Source organism: Chryseobacterium sp. KMC2 (assembly GCF_016756935.1).
GTDB lineage: Bacteria > Bacteroidota > Bacteroidia > Flavobacteriales > Weeksellaceae > Chryseobacterium > Chryseobacterium rhizosphaerae.
Genome location: NZ_JAESIT010000001.1, coordinates 43,487 through 61,839 on the forward strand (window position 1 = coordinate 43,487; position 18,353 = coordinate 61,839).

General features: G+C 36.1%; 22 protein-coding genes. 5 read left to right on the forward strand and 17 right to left on the reverse strand.

Going from position 1 to position 18,353, the window contains the following annotated elements; all coding sequences use genetic code 11:
• Positions 1-26: 26 nt before the first annotated feature.
• The 5 genes from JML65_RS00210 to holA form a co-directional block, all read right to left on the reverse strand.
• A complete protein-coding gene (locus JML65_RS00210) occupies positions 27-839 on the reverse strand; it encodes an AraC family transcriptional regulator (protein ID WP_202269555.1) in 813 nt (270 codons plus the stop codon).
• Positions 840-1,114: 275 nt separating this feature from the next.
• The gene (locus JML65_RS00215) at positions 1,115-1,492 is read right to left on the reverse strand and encodes a VOC family protein (RefSeq protein ID WP_047485130.1); all 378 of its coding nucleotides are present in this window, start codon (positions 1,490-1,492) and stop codon (positions 1,115-1,117) included.
• Positions 1,493-2,258: 766 nt separating this feature from the next.
• Positions 2,259-3,200, reverse strand: a complete 942-nt coding sequence (gene trxB / locus JML65_RS00220; RefSeq protein WP_047485132.1) for a thioredoxin-disulfide reductase — start codon at positions 3,198-3,200, stop codon at positions 2,259-2,261.
• Positions 3,201-3,413: 213 nt separating this feature from the next.
• A complete protein-coding gene (locus JML65_RS00225) occupies positions 3,414-4,304 on the reverse strand; it encodes a hypothetical protein (protein WP_202269556.1) in 891 nt (296 codons plus the stop codon).
• 64 nt (positions 4,305-4,368) lie between these two features.
• Positions 4,369-5,406 (reverse strand): DNA polymerase III subunit delta, encoded by a 1,038-nt coding sequence (holA, locus tag JML65_RS00230; protein ID WP_047485137.1) that lies wholly within the window; start codon positions 5,404-5,406, stop codon positions 4,369-4,371.
• Between the two features lie 7 nt (positions 5,407-5,413).
• Between holA and JML65_RS00235 the strand changes: the two genes are divergently transcribed.
• Both JML65_RS00235 and JML65_RS00240 read left to right on the forward strand, forming a co-directional pair.
• A complete protein-coding gene (locus tag JML65_RS00235; RefSeq protein WP_115919947.1) occupies positions 5,414-5,845 on the forward strand; it encodes a type I restriction enzyme HsdR N-terminal domain-containing protein in 432 nt (143 codons plus the stop codon).
• Between the two features lie 159 nt (positions 5,846-6,004).
• Positions 6,005-6,616 carry an HAD family hydrolase gene (locus JML65_RS00240; protein WP_202269557.1) on the forward strand — a complete coding sequence of 204 codons (612 nt, stop codon included), beginning with the start codon at positions 6,005-6,007 and terminating at the stop codon, positions 6,614-6,616.
• A gap of 183 nt (positions 6,617-6,799) precedes the next feature.
• On the opposite strand, the gene JML65_RS00245 is transcribed toward JML65_RS00240, so the two are convergent.
• Positions 6,800-6,988, reverse strand: a complete 189-nt coding sequence (locus JML65_RS00245; protein WP_123863345.1) for a hypothetical protein — start codon at positions 6,986-6,988, stop codon at positions 6,800-6,802.
• Positions 6,989-7,005: 17 nt separating this feature from the next.
• Here JML65_RS00245 and JML65_RS00250 point away from each other — a divergent pair, with 17 nt between their 5' ends.
• Positions 7,006-7,749 carry a dienelactone hydrolase family protein gene (locus JML65_RS00250; RefSeq protein ID WP_202269558.1) on the forward strand — a complete coding sequence of 248 codons (744 nt, stop codon included), beginning with the start codon at positions 7,006-7,008 and terminating at the stop codon, positions 7,747-7,749.
• 72 nt (positions 7,750-7,821) lie between these two features.
• Here the strand turns inward: JML65_RS00250 and JML65_RS00255 are convergent, their stop codons facing one another.
• The 9 genes from JML65_RS00255 to JML65_RS00295 all read right to left on the reverse strand — a co-directional run bounded on the left by JML65_RS00255 (position 7,822) and on the right by JML65_RS00295 (position 13,563).
• A complete protein-coding gene (locus JML65_RS00255) occupies positions 7,822-8,214 on the reverse strand; it encodes a PEGA domain-containing protein (RefSeq protein ID WP_084085924.1) in 393 nt (130 codons plus the stop codon).
• Between the two features lie 161 nt (positions 8,215-8,375).
• A complete protein-coding gene (locus JML65_RS00260; RefSeq protein ID WP_047485144.1) occupies positions 8,376-8,747 on the reverse strand; it encodes a cupin domain-containing protein in 372 nt (123 codons plus the stop codon).
• Positions 8,744-9,271 carry a GNAT family N-acetyltransferase gene (locus tag JML65_RS00265; RefSeq protein WP_047485146.1) on the reverse strand — a complete coding sequence of 176 codons (528 nt, stop codon included), beginning with the start codon at positions 9,269-9,271 and terminating at the stop codon, positions 8,744-8,746. Before JML65_RS00265 ends, JML65_RS00260 begins: the two co-directional genes overlap by 4 nt.
• Before the next feature lie 3 nt (positions 9,272-9,274).
• On the reverse strand, positions 9,275-9,877 hold the full coding sequence (locus tag JML65_RS00270) for a DUF2911 domain-containing protein (RefSeq protein WP_047485699.1): 603 nt from the start codon (positions 9,875-9,877) through the stop codon (positions 9,275-9,277).
• A gap of 29 nt (positions 9,878-9,906) precedes the next feature.
• Positions 9,907-10,950 carry a bifunctional transcriptional activator/DNA repair enzyme AdaA gene (locus JML65_RS24050; RefSeq protein WP_115919941.1) on the reverse strand — a complete coding sequence of 348 codons (1,044 nt, stop codon included), beginning with the start codon at positions 10,948-10,950 and terminating at the stop codon, positions 9,907-9,909.
• 2 nt (positions 10,951-10,952) lie between these two features.
• Positions 10,953-11,717: an isocitrate lyase/phosphoenolpyruvate mutase family protein gene (locus tag JML65_RS00280; RefSeq protein WP_202269559.1), complete on the reverse strand. Its 765-nt coding sequence runs from the start codon at positions 11,715-11,717 to the stop codon at positions 10,953-10,955.
• Positions 11,718-11,884: 167 nt separating this feature from the next.
• Positions 11,885-12,397, reverse strand: a complete 513-nt coding sequence (locus JML65_RS00285; protein WP_202269560.1) for a methylated-DNA--[protein]-cysteine S-methyltransferase — start codon at positions 12,395-12,397, stop codon at positions 11,885-11,887.
• Positions 12,398-12,440: 43 nt separating this feature from the next.
• Entirely contained in the window at positions 12,441-12,989 is a 549-nt protein-coding gene (locus tag JML65_RS00290) for a DinB family protein (RefSeq protein WP_202269561.1), read from the reverse strand.
• Between the two features lie 55 nt (positions 12,990-13,044).
• Complete coding sequence (locus tag JML65_RS00295; protein WP_202269562.1) at positions 13,045-13,563, reverse strand: Crp/Fnr family transcriptional regulator; 519 nt, start codon at positions 13,561-13,563, stop codon at positions 13,045-13,047.
• A 70-nt stretch (positions 13,564-13,633) separates the two neighbouring features.
• On the opposite strand from JML65_RS00295, the gene JML65_RS00300 reads away from it, so the two are divergent.
• Together JML65_RS00300 and JML65_RS00305 are read left to right on the forward strand one after the other, a co-directional pair.
• A complete protein-coding gene (locus JML65_RS00300; RefSeq protein ID WP_202269563.1) occupies positions 13,634-14,488 on the forward strand; it encodes a hypothetical protein in 855 nt (284 codons plus the stop codon).
• A gap of 295 nt (positions 14,489-14,783) precedes the next feature.
• Complete coding sequence (locus JML65_RS00305) at positions 14,784-15,806, forward strand: hypothetical protein (protein WP_202269564.1); 1,023 nt, start codon at positions 14,784-14,786, stop codon at positions 15,804-15,806.
• Between the two features lie 213 nt (positions 15,807-16,019).
• On the opposite strand, the gene JML65_RS00310 is transcribed toward JML65_RS00305, so the two are convergent.
• Positions 16,020-17,078, reverse strand: a complete 1,059-nt coding sequence (locus JML65_RS00310; RefSeq protein ID WP_202269565.1) for an alpha/beta hydrolase — start codon at positions 17,076-17,078, stop codon at positions 16,020-16,022.
• The gene (locus tag JML65_RS00315) at positions 17,062-18,336 is read right to left on the reverse strand and encodes a PepSY-associated TM helix domain-containing protein (RefSeq protein WP_202269566.1); all 1,275 of its coding nucleotides are present in this window, start codon (positions 18,334-18,336) and stop codon (positions 17,062-17,064) included. Before JML65_RS00315 ends, JML65_RS00310 begins: the two co-directional genes overlap by 17 nt.
• Positions 18,337-18,353 lie beyond the last annotated feature (17 nt).

Sequence of the window (18,353 nt, forward strand, 5' to 3'; positions counted from 1 at the left end):
AACTTGTAAAAATGGAACATGACCAATTAAGGCATCAAATGCCAAAAAGTATCTTCATGTCCTAATACAGTTCCTTTTGAAAAAAAATATTTTGGAGAATTTTCAGTGAGATTTTTGTACGTCTTATTGAAATGAGACTGATCATTAAAATTAAATTCGTGAGCAAGCTCTGTAAAATTAGTATCAGGGTTCTCAAAAAGTTTCTTATTTATCGTTTGCCTGAATAGAACAATTTCGTGGAATTTTTTAACGGAAACCCCTAAATGAGCCTGAAAAACCCGGTTTATATGTTGTCGGCTTGTCCCTATTATTCTGGAAACTTCCGTGACTGAGAAGTCTTCGTAATTATTGAAAATGTAATGAATGGATTTTTCAAGAATGGTATTCTCAAATTCTTTGAATCTTTTCTCAAGAAAGCTATCCAACAGATTTTCAGACAGATCAGTTTCTATTGTTGAGAAAATGTCGCTTAATTCATTCTGAGTAAAAAATTCATAATCTGTAATATAATCCGAAAAATCTAAATTTTTATAAAATTGCTGAATACCCAAAGGCTGAAATACAATTACAACTCTATATACTTTCCCGGATTGTTTTACATGAAGAACTTTGTCCCGGATGGGCGTAAAAATCTGAAATGGTTTTGCCGTTTCATCATAAACCATCTCTCCGCTTTCTAATCGGATATGGGATTGGTAAAGAGAGATTACATTATTGAAGTGCGGAAAACATTTAAACTCATTACTGATATTGTCCGTTTTAATATCCAGATAATAATAATCAACATATTTTCTGACAATAGAACTTGTTGGTCTGAATGTTTTAAAGATTTCCTGCATTATCTTTCTACAACGATTTTTTCGTGAAATTTCACCTAACAACCCAATATACGTAATGGCTTTCTATTCAACAAACCTATTTAGAATATAAAAAATAAAAGAAGCCATATAAGATCAGGAAAACCACCCCGTCAAAAATTCCTTGAATTTTCGCCACCCCTCCAGAGGAGGGGAATCATCACCCTTTTAATATGTAATTTGCCAATAAAACAGCATCAATCTCAAAATCCTAATCAATCAAACGGGATTCCTACGGAATGATAAATCAGAAAAGGCTACTCCCCTGCCGGTTCGAACAATTCAATTTTATTTCCTTCAGGATCCAGGATGTGTACAAATTTTCCATATTCATAGGTGGCCACCTCATCCAGAACAGTTACCCCTTCTTTTTTCAGCTCTTCTACCAATGCTTCAATATTTTCTACATGGTAATTGATCATAAATTCTTTTGTTGAGGGCTCAAAATATTGGGTAGACTCTTTAAAAGGGCTCCATAGCGTATACCCTTTCTTATCCGAATCCACTTCTTTCCAGTCGAATTTGGTTCCGTAAGGGCTCGTTTCCAATCCCAGATGGGTCTTATACCATTCGTTTACTTGTTCCGGTTCTTTACATTTAAAGAAGATTCCTCCGATGGCTGTTACTCTTTTCATTTTTATTCGTTTTGTTAAGTGCTATTCAATAGAATGCAAACTCAGGTCGTTTTGCAATTTCACAAATATATCAATGTTTTTATTACCTATTTCATTATTCAATTGATTTTTTGATATTAATTACAAAGTGATTATTAGGATGCACAAAGGCGCAAAGATTATATCTCAGCTACAATTGGTAATGCTATATCCTTCCTGTAACTTGTGCCTTAAATCGTACATAAAAATTAAAAACTTTGCGCCTTTGCGATATTCCAACAAACAATATAAACACTGTATTATTTTACACTTTCTACATTGAAAAATCCATATATAAACAAAAAAAAGCTCACCATCAGGCACACTTTGTATTTTATAAGCTAAATAATATAAACAATCACTTGCTGAAAATCTCTGATTTTCTTGCGCCTTAAATCGTACATAAAAATTAAAAACTTTGCGCCTTTGCGATATTCCAACAAACAATATAAACACTGTATTATTTTACACTTTCTATATTGAAAAATCCATATATAAATAAAAAAAGCGCACCATCAGGCACACGTTGTATTTTATAAGCTAAATAATATAAACAATCACTTGCTGAAAATCTCTGATTTTCTTGCGCCTTAAATCGTACATAAAAATTAAAAACTTTGCGCCTTTGCGATATTCCAACAAGCAATATAAACACTGTATTATTTTACACTTTCTATATTGAAAAATCCATATATAAATAAAAAAGCGCACCTGATGGTACGCTTTGTATTTTATAAACTGAATACTATTAATGTAACTCAGCTAGATATTTCTCTGCATCCATTGCAGACATACATCCACTTCCTGCAGCGGTAATAGCCTGTCTGTAGATATGGTCCTGAACATCTCCTGCAGCAAATACTCCTGGAAGATTCGTTCTTGAAGAACCTTTTTCAGTAACAATATACCCGTTTTCATCAAGATCTATCTGGCCTACAAAGATATCTGTATTCGGTTTGTGACCAATCGCGATGAAGATTCCTTCAACCTCAACTTTAGAAGTTTCCTGAGTCTGGTTATTAATGATTACAGCTCTTTCTACCAAACTGTTTTCTCCTTCAATCCCGATTAACTCATGGTGGAACTTCACTTCGATATTCGGAGTGTTCTCTACTCTGTGAACCATTGCTTTTGAAGCTCTGAAAACATCTTTTCTCACCAATAAAGTTACCTTTTTACATAATTTGGCAAGGTAAGTCGCTTCTTCAGCTGCTGTATCTCCTGCTCCTACTACTACTACGTCTTTTCCTCTGTAGAAGAATCCGTCACATGTAGCACAAGCGGAAACTCCACCTCCTGCATATTTTTTCTCGTCATCAAGACCTAAATATTTTGCGGTAGCTCCTGTAGAGATGATTACTGTTTTGGCAAGAATTTCTTTGTTTCCTGCATATAATTTGTGAACACCGCCTACTTCCTTAGAAAACTCAGCCTTAGTGATCATTTCATAATGAACTTTGGTATCAAATCTTTCTGCCTGTTTTTGCAGATCCATCATCATTTCAGGACCTGTAATCCCGGCTGGATACCCTGGAAAGTTATCAACTTCTGTAGTGGTTGTTAATTGTCCGCCCGGCTCCAAACCTGTATACAATTCAGGTTTCAAGTCTGCTCTTGCTGCATATATAGCAGCGGTGAAGCCAGAAGGCCCAGATCCAACGATCACACAATCTAAAATGTTTTGCTCCATAATTTACTTGTTCGAAAAGATTTAATTAAATTAAGACTGCTAATTTCGGAATTTTTATGGTCTTTTTAAAGTTATTTTAATGATACTTGTCAATAACAGATATATCGGCTGTCAATTGATAGTTGATAGTTGATAGTTGATAGTTGATAGTTGATAGTGCAAAATTAAAATACAGAATGTCTGGTACCTATTTTTCAACTTTCTATTTCCAACTCATGGCAGCATCCATCTCACCAGTTCTCCACGTTCCACAAGATTCCAGGAATGAGGATGTTTTTTTCCGTTAGCTCTTATTCCACGGTTTTTGGTTTCTATATATTCTGACTTTTCACTTCCGAGATTGAGTAAGGACTCATTAGCTTTTTTCAGGGCAAAAGCATTAAGGTTTTCCCATTTTCTGCCTTTGTTTTGCTGTTGCCATTCCAGGTCCGGTTCACAGTAGAACCTTGTTTTAATCCCTTTTACATATTGAATATTTTCAATTGAAGGAGAGGACATCAAATAAGGTGAAGCTATTTTATATTTTTCCTGATTTTCAGATGGTTTACCCAGTTCTTTTTCAAAAAGTGCCATCAGAAATTTCCCTTCTTCTACTGCATCAGCATCTATATTAGCTAAAACATCCTTTTGGGCATTATCATACAGCTTTTCCAAATCAATAGGAGAATCTATTACGAACATACCTTTGGGCTGAATAGAATTATTACTTTTTATTAAATAACTGGAGAGTAAAAATGCGACATTCCCTCCACTGGAAAAGCCCCCGATAAAAACATTATTCTTATCAACGTCATGTTGATCCAATATAGAAAGTAAAGTTTTTGAGTATTCTTCCTTTTCGGCGTCCGTTAAAAAGAGTCTTTGATTATAGTCTAAAAGTAATGTTGTAATTCCTTCTTGTTCTATATTTTTCAGGAAGCCTGCTTCAGTCTTTGTATGCTCAATATCACAGGGAAAACAAGGAAATAAAACCAGAACAGCTTTTTGATTGTCTGATTTTTTTAATTCATAGTGGTCTCCCTTTACGACTTGGCTTTCAGCCTTCTTTGCTGTACAGCTCAGGAAAAATACAGGTAATAGAGCAAGAAAAATAAATTTCCTCATCGATTCATACATTTTAAAATCAAAAAATACCCTGTAACATCCCAATATCCCTACTTCTTAAAACTTAGACTTTCATCTTAATTTTATCTACATTAATGATCTTATACACCAGTTCCTTAATGAGTTCTGCTTCTCCCATATTCACAGCACCAAGACCTTTTCCTTTCATATCAAACTCTCGTAAAATAGAGATTACTCTTGTGGCATGTTTTAAAGGATATAACCTGGCACTCTCCGCATAATCTTTAACAAAATACGGGTTTACCCCCATTTGTGAAGCAATAGTTTGCGGAGGCTGTCCAGCCATGGTCTGATAGATAATAACGTTAGAAAAATAATTATAAAGGCTTGCAAGCAGCATTACGAAAGGGTTATTCTTGGGATTCTTCCCCATAAAATGGGCAATTTTAAAGGCTGCATTGGCATTTTTTGTTCCTAACGCCTTCTGAAGTTCAAAAACATTGTATTCTTTACTTATTCCAATATGGTTTTCAACAATTGTCCCGTCCAGTACTTCCCCTTCTTTAAGGATGATCTTTAATTTATTCAGCTCGTTGGCAATTCTGGAAAGATCATTTCCCAGATATTCAGCCAGAAGATGCGAAATATTGGGAGCTGTTTTTATTTTAAGTTTTGTACACTCATCTGCAATCCATTTCGGAAGATTATTTTCCTTTACCGATTCACTGAGGAAAAGAGCATTGGCTTTATCTAAAGCTTTAGCCGCTTTTTTCCGGCTGTCCAGTTTCTTATGTTTATGAGCGAAAACCAATACGGTAGAAGGTATCGGATTCTCAACATATGATTCCAGAATTCTGTTTTCATCTTCATTTAATTTCAGATCCTGAGCTTCTTTAACGATGATCACCTGTTTATCTCCCATCATCGGAAACTGCCTAGCCAAGGAAAGAACCTCCTGGTAAGAAGTATCTTTTCCATAAGTAACCGTTTGGTTGAAAGCTTTTTCATCTTCCTCCAAAAAGTTGTGCTCAAGGGCTTTTACAGCAACATCAATAAAGTAGGCTTCTTCTCCGTGGAAAAAATAAATAGGTAAAACTTCTTTATTTTTAATATTTTTGAGGATTAAATCTAATTCTTTCATCTTATTAATGGAACTTCCAAAACTGAATTTTCAGGAAACTTTTGATTTTAAATTCAAGAAAGACAAAGATAAGTTTTTTATTTATGATTTGATTCGTAAAACTTATCTTCTCCTTACTCCTGAAGAATGGGTAAGACAGCACTGGGTACATTATTACCTCACCGTAAAAGCCTATTCTGCATCGGCCCTTATTACAGAAAAAAAGATCGTTTTAAATGGCCTGACGAAGAGAATTGACCTTCTTATTACAGAAAAAACGGAACCTGTTATCTTAATAGAATGTAAGGCTCCTCATATCAAACTGACGGAAAAAACATTTGAGCAAACTGCCCGGTACAATTCCGTTATTGGAGCCAAAGAAATTATCCTGACCAATGGACTTCAGCATATCAATGCCTATTATGAAGACGGGCAGTATAGGTTTTATAAACCGGAATAGACAAAAGCTAAGATTGATACCAATAATGAATAAAAAACAATAATACCACTCCCATCTCACGAATATTACAGCTGCAGTCATGAGAGTCTCCTCTTTCTGGAGGGATGCCGAAAATTCAAAGAATTTTGGACGGGGTGGTTCACAACACTATTAATTCATATGAAAATAAAAAACATCATATTCGATTTCGGAGGCGTACTGATGGATTGGAATCCCAGGTATTTCTTCAAAGACTATTTCAAAGACGATGAAAAAATGGAATATTTCCTTGAAAACATCGCTCAGGACGAGTGGAATATCGAACAGGACCGCGGAAGAAGTCTTTCTGAAGGAACAGAAATCCAGGTAAAGAAATTTCCGGAATGGGAAAAAGAAATCAGAGCATTTTATGATAACTGGACAGTCATGCTGAAGAGTGATATCCCTCAGAACGTAGAAATACTGAGAAAGCTCAAGAATACGGACTATCAACTTTTCGGACTGACCAACTGGTCTGAAGAAACTTTTCCTTACGCATTGGAAAACTATGATTTCTTTCAAATTTTTGAGGGAAAAATTGTGGTTTCCGGAACGGAAAAACTGATTAAACCGGATCCTAAAATATGGCATGTTTTATTGGAAAGGTATAACATTCATGCAGAAGAATCAGTTTTCATTGATGATAATTCTAAGAACATCGAAATGGCAAAAACCTTAGGTTTTATGACCATTCATGTAAGTCCGGAAACCAATCTGGAACTGGAACTTGCAGGTTTAGGGGTTAAAATATAAGGTATTTCAGCATAAAATATAAATCTCCTCAATTAAGTTATTTTAAGTAATTTAGTTGAGGATTTTTTATTGATATGAAAATATTTTATCTTTTACTGATCTTCACAGGCTCATTTTTCCAGGCTCAGAACATTGAGGATAAAAAAGATACCTCTGAGACGAAGATAAAGACAGCATTTTATTTTATCTCGATAAATGCCCGAATGAAGAAGGTACTGTAGAAAATAATGGATGCATATGGCTGGATACAGACCAGAATGGAATCCCTGATAAAGATGACGCATGTCCTAATGCTCCCGGAATTCCCAATTGGAATGGCTGCCCAACATGGAAATAAACATAAAGAAATAAAATCCAGAATATATTGGTCAATAACAAAATAAAAAAATATGATACGTTCAATCTTATTAACCACATTGGTTATGGCTTCAGGAACACTTTTCAGTCAAAAACTTAAAACCGTTTCCTATCAGGACGGTTCCCAAAAACTGAATGGTTTAATCACTTCCAATGCAGGAAAAAGACTTCCCGGAGTTTTAATTCTTCCGGCCTGGAAAGGTATTGATGAAGAAGCTAAAACAGCAGCTTTAGAACTTGAGAAACAGGGATACATTGCTTTCATCGCTGATATTTATGGTGAAGGAAAGATTCCTGCTGACAACGACGCTGCTGCTAAAAGCTCAGGATATTACAAACAGAACTATAAGGAATATCAAAAACGAATTGAATTGGCGCTGGATCAGTTGAAGAAAAACGGAGCTATTTCCGACAAGACAGCGGTGATTGGCTATTGTTTTGGAGGAACAGGAGCTTTAGAAGCAGCCAGAGGTAATTTACCTGTTGCAGGAGCTGTTTCTATTCATGGAAGTTTGGGAAGAGATCAGACCAGAAAAAATGAAAAGCTAACGGCTAAAATTCTGGTAGAAAATCCGGCAGATGATAGAAGTGTAACACCCGATGATTATAATAACCTGATCAAAGAAATGAACGAAGGAAATGCCGATTGGCAGATCATCACTTATGCCCATTCAAAACATACTTTTACAGATCCTAAATCCCCGGATTACAATGAAATAATGGCCAAAAGAGCCTGGAATCACACACTGATGTTTCTGAAAGAGATTCTGAAATAAACCCTAAGCTGGAGATTCTATAAGATCAATATAAAAGGCAAATTCGCAAGCGAATTTGCCTTTTTGGTATTTTTATTTTAACTCAGTGGATTGAGCTTCCAGCTCAACGTCATATTTTTTAGGAGAATATTTGGTCAAAGAACCTGTTGCCGCATCGATTCCAACCCCTATAGCCCCTCCAAAAAGGATATTCAGCAAAGTGACCGGGTTAAAAGTTTTCGTTAGTTTTACCTCCTTAGTATTAAAACCTTCTTTTTCAAATGTTACGGTCTGCTTACTCAATGCTCTTGAGATTTCAGCAGTACACGGAGTAATACATTTTTCTACACCTTTATGGAATACTTTAGCTCCTTCAGGACTGGAATTGAAAGTAATTTTATCTTTAGTACCGGTAAACATACTTGCACATGAAGTGGTAGAAAGGGCAATACCCATTAATAATACAATTGATAAATTGTTTTTCATATATTTTAAATAGTTATTATTTTTTTAAGTCCGCGAACTTACAAAATAATTGGAAATAACAAGCATGAATATTGTGAAAAATCCAGTATTAATAGGCATTTAAATAAACAAAGCAATCTCAAAATTGAGATTGCTTTGTTGGATTTTAAGTATATACTATTCTAATCTACTCCTTCCACTTCCCTATTGACCAGTTCCATAGAAAATGCAGGAAGGCAAATAGCCAGATATTCACAAGGTTCTGAAAAGGGATTGCTGTAGCGTATTCTTGCTCCTTTTTCGATAAGAATGCTTTGCCCTTTTTCCAGTTCTACAATTTCACCATCAATTTCAAATTGTTTCTTTCCTGAAATAATATAGGTAAATTCATCAAACTCCGGAGTCTGATGAGGCTCACTCCAATCCGGAGGTGCCACCATATGAGCAATGGAAACATTAGAATTTCCGGTTGAGTTTCCCCAGTGCTCTTCAATCAGCTTTCCATCCGTAGTAGGAACTATAAATGGCGATTGCTGGATTTTATATTTTTTCATGCCCAATCTTCTTTTTTGATTTCGTATACAAAGTTGGTTCTTGTAGGCTCAGCAAAGTAGGCAACTTCCTCTTCTGCTATTTTATTACCACCAAGTTTTTCTAATGCCTTTTGTGAACGGAAATTTTCTTTTCCAATATGGAAATGAACTTTATCTACATATTGGAAAATATAATCAAGCATCAGTTTTTTAACCTGCGGATTGATTCCTTTTCCCCAAGATTTTGTTCCATAGAAAGTATATCCTACAAAAATATGACTGTCATTTTCATCAAAGTTGTAGTAGCGGCTGCTTCCCAACACATCTCCGGTAGCTTTTTCAATGATTTTAAAAGCACCCTTACTTTCCATAGCCCCAAGAAAAAAGCTTTCAAAAACTTCTCTTCGGTACCGGTCTTTGTTGGGGTGCTGCTCCCAAACTTTAGGATCGGAAGCTACTTCATATAAAGATTCAAAATCCCCTTGCTGTAAGGGGATTAATTGAAGTTCTTCATTCTCTAAAACAGGCTGAACAGAAAAATTCATAGCTTAGCTTTTTTTAGTAGAGTCTGATTCTATTTTCTTGATTTCCTTCAGTTTATCAGAAATCTTAATCACGGTATCCAGCTTAGATGGCTTCAATGGAACTTCTGCCTGAGCCATATCCCATTTGATCACCAAATTTCCTGAGTTTTCATCTGTAGGATTCAGGGTAATTTCAAACCACTCCTGTTTATCTGCTAATTTATTCACAGGTACGGTAACATCTACTACATCCTGTTTAGGATCGTAAGTATAGGCGCCCCACTGTTGGAAATCCTTATTTAAGATTACTTTCCACTCTTTTTCTGTAGGAACGATGAACAATCCGTAAGTTCCTGCCGGAACTGTTTTTCCACCAAAATTAACGGCCTGTCCGAATGTAATTTTTGTAGACGAGTTAGCTCCTGCTCTCCAAACCTGACCGTAAGGAACCAATTCTCCGAAGATCTTACGTCCTTTCACTCCCGGTCTTCCGTAGTCGATAGAGATCTTAGACATTGAAAACTGCTGTTCTACCTTCTGACGCGGACTTGCTGCCGGTACGGAATAATCCTGTGCAAAACTGAATGCTGAAACAGAGATGCAAAGTGCAACTAATAACTTTTTCACGTGTAAATTTTTGCTTAAAATTACAAAAATCAAAACAAAATAGCTTTCTCTAATTCCAATAATTTTTGTTTTCTCCAGATTCCGCCACCATAGCCCGTTAATTGACCATTGCTTCCAATTACACGGTGACAGGGTATGATAATGGATATTTTATTAAAACCATTGGCATTGGCTACAGCCCTCACAGACTTAGGATTTCCCAAAATATCGGCCTGGTCCTGATAACTCCTTGTCGTTCCATAAGGAATGGCCTGAAGGATATCCCATACCTGCTTCTGAAAAGACGTCCCGACCGGAGAAAGAGGAACTGTAAATGTGGTTCTTCTTCCTTCAAAATATTCCGAAAGTTCTTTTTCCAGGGTGATAAAATGAGGATTTTCTCCCTGTACAATATTGGCATTAAGATCTTTGGAAATACTTTTCAGCTCTGTGGGAAGTGCTTTTCTATCAGAAAACTCCAGGAGGCAGATTCCATTCTCATCAGCACAGGCGATCATAGTTCCCAGCATTGTTTCAATTCTTTTAAGATCAATAATCTTTTCTATTCTGTTATTTTTAGGAGATACTCCGAAAATATTTTTAAAGCTTTCATTGAAACCGCTAAGACTCTCATACCCTGTTTCAAACGCCACTTCTGTAACTGATTCCCCCTGTTGAAGTTTTTTAAATGCGGTATTCAGCTTGGACATTCTTTGAAAGGTGTGAAAAGTAATTCCATGGTGTTTCAAAAACCACCGGCGAACTGTTGCAGGCTCCAGCCCTCTTTTTACCAGATCATAATCTTTAAGTTTCAACGAGGGATCTTCAGCAATTTCCTGTAATAGTTTTTTTATATGCTCAGGGGTTACATCAGGATTTTCCAGGGGTTTACATACTTTACAAGGACGGTATCCCTTTAATATAGGGTCTTTTGTATTGGAAAAAAACTCTACATTTTCAAATTTAGGTTTACGTGCCGTACAGGTTGGTCGACAGAAAATTCCAGTGGTCTTTACCGCCATCCAGAAGATTCCTTCAAATGAAGAGTCTTTATTAAAAGAAGCTTCATACATTATTTGGTCACTTATTTCCATGATTAAGCAAAAAGAGAGGTAAAACTTTTATTATTCGTAATATCTTCACTCATTACTTCCAGTTGTTTGTAAATGTATCTGTTTAAAAAAGCACCGGAAGTCATTCTTCTTACTCCCAACTTTTTAAGGACACTAAAATCCGGAAGTCCCGGTACTGCCATAACATTTAAAGGAAGCCGGGTAGCGCTTACCACTGTTTTTATATCATTTTCATCACTTATGCATGGTACAAAAACTCCGTCAGCCTTAAGCTCTTCGAAGAGCTTCACTCTCTTTAAAGTTTCTTCCAATGCATTTTCCATTCCCAATAAAAAGGGATCAGTTCTTATATTGATAAAAACATCATCTTTTCTTTCTTTCAGTGTTGAGAAAATATCTTTCAGTTTTTCAGCAAATGCCTCTCTATCCAAAAGCTGTCTTATACCATCCACAACATACGTATCTTCCAGGTTAATTCCTGCAATTCCTATATCCAAAAGCCTTAGTATGTTAGAGGTAACAATCCCGGCTGTATTTCCGTATCCGGATTCAAGATCCACAGATAGAGGAATAGAAACGGATTCTTTGATTCTTTTAATAATATAAAAATACTCTTCGAAGCTCATCTCCTCCCCATCCTCGTACCCTAAGCTAAGAGCCACAGCCGAGCTTGAGGTCGCCAGTGCTTTATAGCCCAATTTCTCGTATATCCTGGCACTTTGTACATTCCATACATTGCCTAATAATAAAGGTTCTTCACCCTGATGTAAATCTTTAAAACTGATCATTATTATTTTTCTTCAAATGTATCAACATTGACAGGCGGTATGCAACCGAAAAATGGACAGGTATTTTTGAAGTACGGAAAATATATGATTTTGAAAGTGTTAAGCAGAAAATACCAATATTAATATCCCCCTTTATTCTTTATTCTTTATTCTTTATTCTTTTATTCTTAAAACAAAATAGCTTTCTCCAGTTCCAATAATTTCTGTTTTCTCCAGATTCCACCCGCATAGCCTACCAGCTCCCCATTGGAGCCAATCACACGGTGACACGGAATTAAAATGGCAATTTTATTAATACCATTGGCTGTTCCTACTGCACGGATGGCCTTCGGATTTCCTAAAAATTCGGATTGCTGTTTATAGGTTCTTATTTCTCCCATTGGAATTTCACAGAGGAGCTGCCATACTTTTTCCTGAAATTCCGTTCCTGTGGTGAATAATGGAACATCAAAACGTTGCCTCTTTCCTTCAAAATATTCTTTAAGTTCTTTCTCCAGCCGTATGAAATGGGGATGTTCCTTTTCTACTATTTCAGCATTCAGCACTTTAGACAGAGATTTAAACTGCTTTTCAATATTCTTCCGGTCTGTGAATTCAAGTAAACAGATTCCCTGATCTGCTGCACAGGCGATCATTTCTCCAAGCGGAGTTTGTATGGTTTTTTGACAGATGATTTCCATTAGTTTAAAATTACTACTTTTTTAGAATTCATCAATCAATGTTTCAAATGTTCTTCAAAACTCCTCTTACCTGCATCATATGTCTTTCGTTGTGATAAATAACAAATCGCAAGGTATCTCCTAATTTCAGACTGATCCATTTTGAAATACTGATTCCTGTTTTTGTTTTCTCCAGATCAACATGTCCGGCTTTTTTCAAGAGCTCAAGCATCTCTTTTTGCTGCCTGATAAACTCATCAATAACGCTTTTATTCAGTTGACTATGAATAGGATTCATTGCCTTAAGTGTTCTCATCTTATTGAGTTTTTCTTTAGGAAGCATCGTCCTAGCAAAATAGTTTCCGAGAATACCCGGTTTAAAAGTAGAATTGGAAGAAGTGGCAGAGGAAGCAATTTTACGACTGATTTCAGGAATATAAAATTCTCCATAACGGTTGAGATGTTCCAGGCATTCCAGGACACTCCAGCTATCTGCTGACATTCTGAAATTTAAGTCCCCTTCAGGTTTCCCTAAGAGTGTTTCTGCGTACTGCAGATGTTGCTGGGTCTTATTTTTCAGTTCATCCAAGAGTTGTGAGGTCGAAATTTTCATAGTCCATTTTTTATGCAAATATCCAGATCGTTTACTTCTTAAATCTTGATTAAACTCAAGATTTTTTAAGCCTGGATAATGTTTCCGGCGACATCCTGAGATAGTTTGCAATATATTTATTGGGAATCTCCTGAAACAGTTTGGGGCTTCTTCTTAACACCCTTTCATAACGTTCCCGCGGAGAACTAATCAGCAGATCCTTTTCTCTTTCCAGCTGTTGCAAAACCAGCTCTTCCAGGACCTGTATCCACATCTTCATATGCTCTTCATCCGACTGAATAACTTCATAAAAATCTTGTTTTGAGGCTCGTTTCACCTTAGTCTTTTTAAGGGCCTGAATATAAAAGTCGGATGGTTTTCCGGAAAGAAAAGAATCCAGGGAAACAATAATATTACCGGTATATCCGAAACGGATGATCCTTTCTTCATTTTCATCTGTCATAAAGATCCGGACACTCCCATTTTCTATATAATAGATATGGGTATCTGTACTTCCTGCAATTTTCAGGAACTCATTCCTCCTGAATTCTTTCTTTTCCCAGTGAAGTCCGCTTTGAAGTAATTTTTCAACCATTTCACAATATTATTTGCCGATCCAAAGATAATGGGTAAATTTAAAGTTTTAACACCAATCACTACTAACAATGCTCAAAAAAACAAATCTCCTATTATTCCTTTTTGCCGGCTATCTTGGCATTCAGGCACAGCAGACCATCCCTTTCAGAATTACAAAATACAATAATATCATTGTAAAGTCCCAAGTCAACAAAAAAGACTCACTGGACCTGATGTTTCAGATTGCCATGAAAGATGGCTCTATTTCTCCGGAACGGCAGAGAAAAGCAGACCATATTATTTTCAATAAAGAAGAAATAAGTGATCATAATACGGTGGATATTGGCCCGGTAACCCTGAAAGATGTCCGATTTTTTGACAACCAGCTCTCAGGCTATGAATCGGACGGAAAAATAGGAACCAGTCTATTTGAAGGAAAGACTTTTAAAATTGATTATGACAACAGTCAATTTGTAATCTATGACAAAAACCCTGATCTTACAGGTTATCAACCTCTTAAAATTATGCTGGATCAGGGTGTATTCATCGTGGCTGCCGATAATGTGGTTGATGGTGAGAAACAACAGGAGTCTTATTTTGCTCTTCAATCCGGATACTCAGGTGGGGTATTATATAGTAATGAGTTTACTGAAGAGAAAGAACTGGAAAAAAAATTAAAAATAATAGGAGAAAAAACACTTAAAAATTCCAATGCACAAAATTTAGCTATCAAACAGGGAATTCTTCCTTTTTTAAAATTAGGAGACTTTGTTTTCAAAGATATTTCCGTGGCTTTTTTCTCGGGAAATCTTAAAACACAAAATGTCAGCTATTTTGGTGCTGATATGCTGCGCAGATTTATATGGATCTTTGACGCAGACAGAAACACAGCTTATATCAAGCCAAGTAAGTATTATTCAGAACCTTATTATAAAATAAATTAAAACATGTGTTTTTCTAACGCAAAGCTTTAGCTTCATTATCTATATTTTTAGGGAGCAAAGGATAGAATCAACTTCGTTGATTCGTCGAAGCGTATGGATAAGCATACATCTTCATCAGCGACGAAGCCGCATCACTTTGCCCACTTAAAATAAAGTGGAATTATTCATAAGCTTTACGTTCATCTTTTTAATCAAAAAATAATTTCAAACTGACCTATTGAGTCTTGTCAACAAAATATATAAGAATTCCTGAATAAAATGTAAACAGGATCTAAAACATTACAAATAAAAAATTATGAAGAAGATTAGGATTTTCGCAGCTCTTTTATTTTCCCAACTGGCGGTTATCAGCTGTAAGAAGGATGAAAAGAAGCCCTCCGAAACAGCAATTACTGCTACTAATGATTCTGTAAAAATTTCAAAAGCAACGGAAGAAAAAATAGATTATAAAAACTTTAATATTTACAGTGTCACTGTAATTTCCTCCGGACAGAAAGATGCGCTGTCAGATATTTTTATTTCTGTATCAGATATTTATACCGATCCCCAGCCTATACAGAAAGAGGCTTTAAGCAATCAGAAAAATGTTTCTCCTGAGCAGCTTCAGTATATTGAGCTTGATTCAAAGCACAGAAGTAAAATACTGAACGGACTTCATCTTACAGAGAATGATTCACTTTACCTTTACAATTATCAATTCAACAAACTGGAAAAACTTCCATTAAACAAGCTTAAAGCGGTTGCTTATTTAGATTTCTATTCTATGGAAGGTGAAGAAGTAGATGGTACTTCATACATGGTAGGATTTCAGATTGAAGCTCATAAAGAACCGGATATCAGAAATAAATATGAGAATGCTGTTGCCTATTTCGGGAATAAAAACCCTTTTATTGAAAATAAAATGAAGCCTGTTCAATGGAAGAAAGCGAGTGCGGACATTTCAAAGAAATACTTTACGTCTTCCAAGCTTACACCTGGAGATACCTATCAGGCAAAATATGAGGATCTCACCTATTATCTGCAGGACTATCTTCAGGATGAAATGGTTCAGGAGCGCAAATTGGTAATAATCAATGACCGTAATGAAAAAACATTTGAAAAAACGATTACCACAGCCGGTGGCGACGGGGCAGAATTTACTCCCCTTAATGGAATCAGTAATGATGAAGGCAATACTTCTCAATGGACCGGCTATCTGTTCAAAGGGAAACCTCCTGTAATTTTTGGATTTGTTGCACAGTCTTTTGGCTGCCCTTCCATTACATTTTTAGATAAAAATCAGAAAGACTTCACGATCAACTGTGATAACAGACATTAGTAATTTACTAAGCAGCATTTATGAGAAATTCTGTCATTACAGCATATTTATCAATTGGAACGGGCTTTAGCCCGTTTTATATTTTATTAATCATCCATCGGCTTTAGCCAAAACTTATTATAATTATCTAATAATAATGACAAAACCATAAACACGAGTGCTTATGGTTTTGTTTTTACAATTATTTAAACTCAATTGATGATCCGGTAAGCATTATTTTACTTTAGGATAAAGTCTGTTTTTCATATGTATAAAGTAAGTTTCAGATTCTTTGAACTCGTTACTTTTCATAAATTTAAGCAATACATTCAGATAGGATTCTGATGGTACGAAGTCTGCTCCTGTTTTCTCAGAAAGCTTTTTATATTCTCCCTCCAACAATTCCGGATTTTTGGCAAGTTGTTTAATATCTGTTCTGAAGCCTTTAAATATAAACTTCAGGGCTTCATAATTTGCAGGATAAGAAACAGTACCATGCACTTCTCCTTCAAAGAAACGGTGTTTATAGTTCAGTGAACCATTGCTTTCCACTATTCCTTTAAACTCTTCTATGGCCTGCGTCATATCAGAATTCCAGTTTTTCTGCTGTTCCTCATTATCTGCCTGGGAAACAAACAGAGACTTTTTCGCAGGAAACTTTTTATGCTTTTCAATATAATCTTTAGTTTTGGAAATCAACACCTTATTATCCCACCATAAGCTGGGGTCATTGGCAACATAGGCATTGAAATAATCAGGGTGGGTAAGAAAAGTATTAATGGCAAACAGCCCTCCAAAAGAATGCCCTACCAGCAAAGAATACTCCTGAGTTCTGTACTTTTTATTGATAAACGGTTTCAGTTCTTCCTGCATGAATTTTATGAAATTATCACTTCCTCCACTGTCGGCAAAAAGGGTAAGATTAGGGTTTACCGGACTTTTCTTTTGAGCCTTTGTGGGGGTAAGGTCTCTTGTCCGTTCCGTATTTTTAATTCCTACCACAATACATTCCGGAATATCAGCATAAGGTGTCCGGGCAAGAAAATCAGTCATCCCTACATAATACTCAAAATTGATTTCACCATCCAAAAGATAGATTACAGGATATTTTGCCGGATTAATCGTAGTGTCGTCATAGGTTTTAGGAAGATGAATCCAAACTTCTCTGTTTTCATTTAAAATTTTTGAAAATAAAACCTGCTTCTCTCCCACTATTACTTTTTCCTGAGCATTGGCTTTTGAAGTAAGCATTAAAAATAGGGAAAGGTATAAAAATTTAAACCAGTTGTTCATGATGTTCGTCTTTTCTGTGTTGATGAATAGTTTTGATTTCCTTTGTCTTTTTCGTTGATTTATTTTTCCTTCCCCACCAGATCAGGAATCCGGTTACCGGAAGGCTTGTACAGATGATCCCGATAACGAAAGTGAAGATTTTTCCAAACATTCCGCCCCAATAGCCGACATGCAGATCAAAATTCATATGTTCAATCACTTCATGCATCAGAACTTCTTTCGGATAGATGATTTCATTTCCTGTATATTTATTGATTTCCCTGCTTTTACCGTTTGTAATACTTTTTAAGCCGATAAATTGGGCTGCCACTACATTATAAACAGTCGCTGAGTCATTTCTTGGAACACTCATCCTGATCTGTTTTGCTTCAGGAATTTCTTTAAAAATTCTGTCTATAAAAGCCGTAAAAGGCAATGCTTTTTTCTCAGGATCAAACTTAGGATCAAATTTTTCGGCAATTTTATGGGCATCTGCTACGCCACCAAAAGCAGTTTGTGTAAGATCTGTAAGGACTTTATAAGCCATAATAAGCCCTGTGATTGTAATAAATACTGCCGGGAGCAATGAATAAAAACCGAATACATTGTGGAAGTCATAGTTTTTCCTGCGCCACTTCGTTCCCGATTTTATTTTGAATGCCGTTGTCCTGGTGGTTTTATTCCATTTTTTTGGCCACCAAAGGATAAGCCCGCCGATAAGCTGGATGAAAAATATAATGGAAGCAACTCCTACCACCGTTTTCCCAAACTTTCCTGCCAATAGCTGGGCATGAATATGGGCAACAACATAGAAAAACTCATAGCTCTTTGTAGAGCCCAGCACTTTTCCGGTATAAGGGTCAAGGTAATGATAGGCAAATACTCCCCGCGGACCACGACCCTTTCCTTTTGGTTTTTCTGCTTTTTCTGTATTCTTATCTTTAGGAGGTTTGGTAGCAGAAGCTACTCTAAAGCTTCGGTCTGCTTCTTTATAGGTGTCAAAATAAAATGCTTTACGATCCGGAACCTGCTGATGAAATTGAGCAAGGAGTTCTTCAGGAGATCTTTTCTTTGCATTGGCAGGAACCTGAACATATTTGGCACTTCCACCACACAAATCTATAATTTCGTCACAGAAGACGAATACTGTTCCTGAAAGTGTCACAGTCAGTACAATGATTCCGGAAACAAGTCCCAGCCAAAGATGCAGCCAACCTGTAATCCGTTTGGTCAGGGATTTTCCCTGTTTTTTCTTGGGGTTAGTTTTTTTATTATCCATATCTAATTATCCTGTTA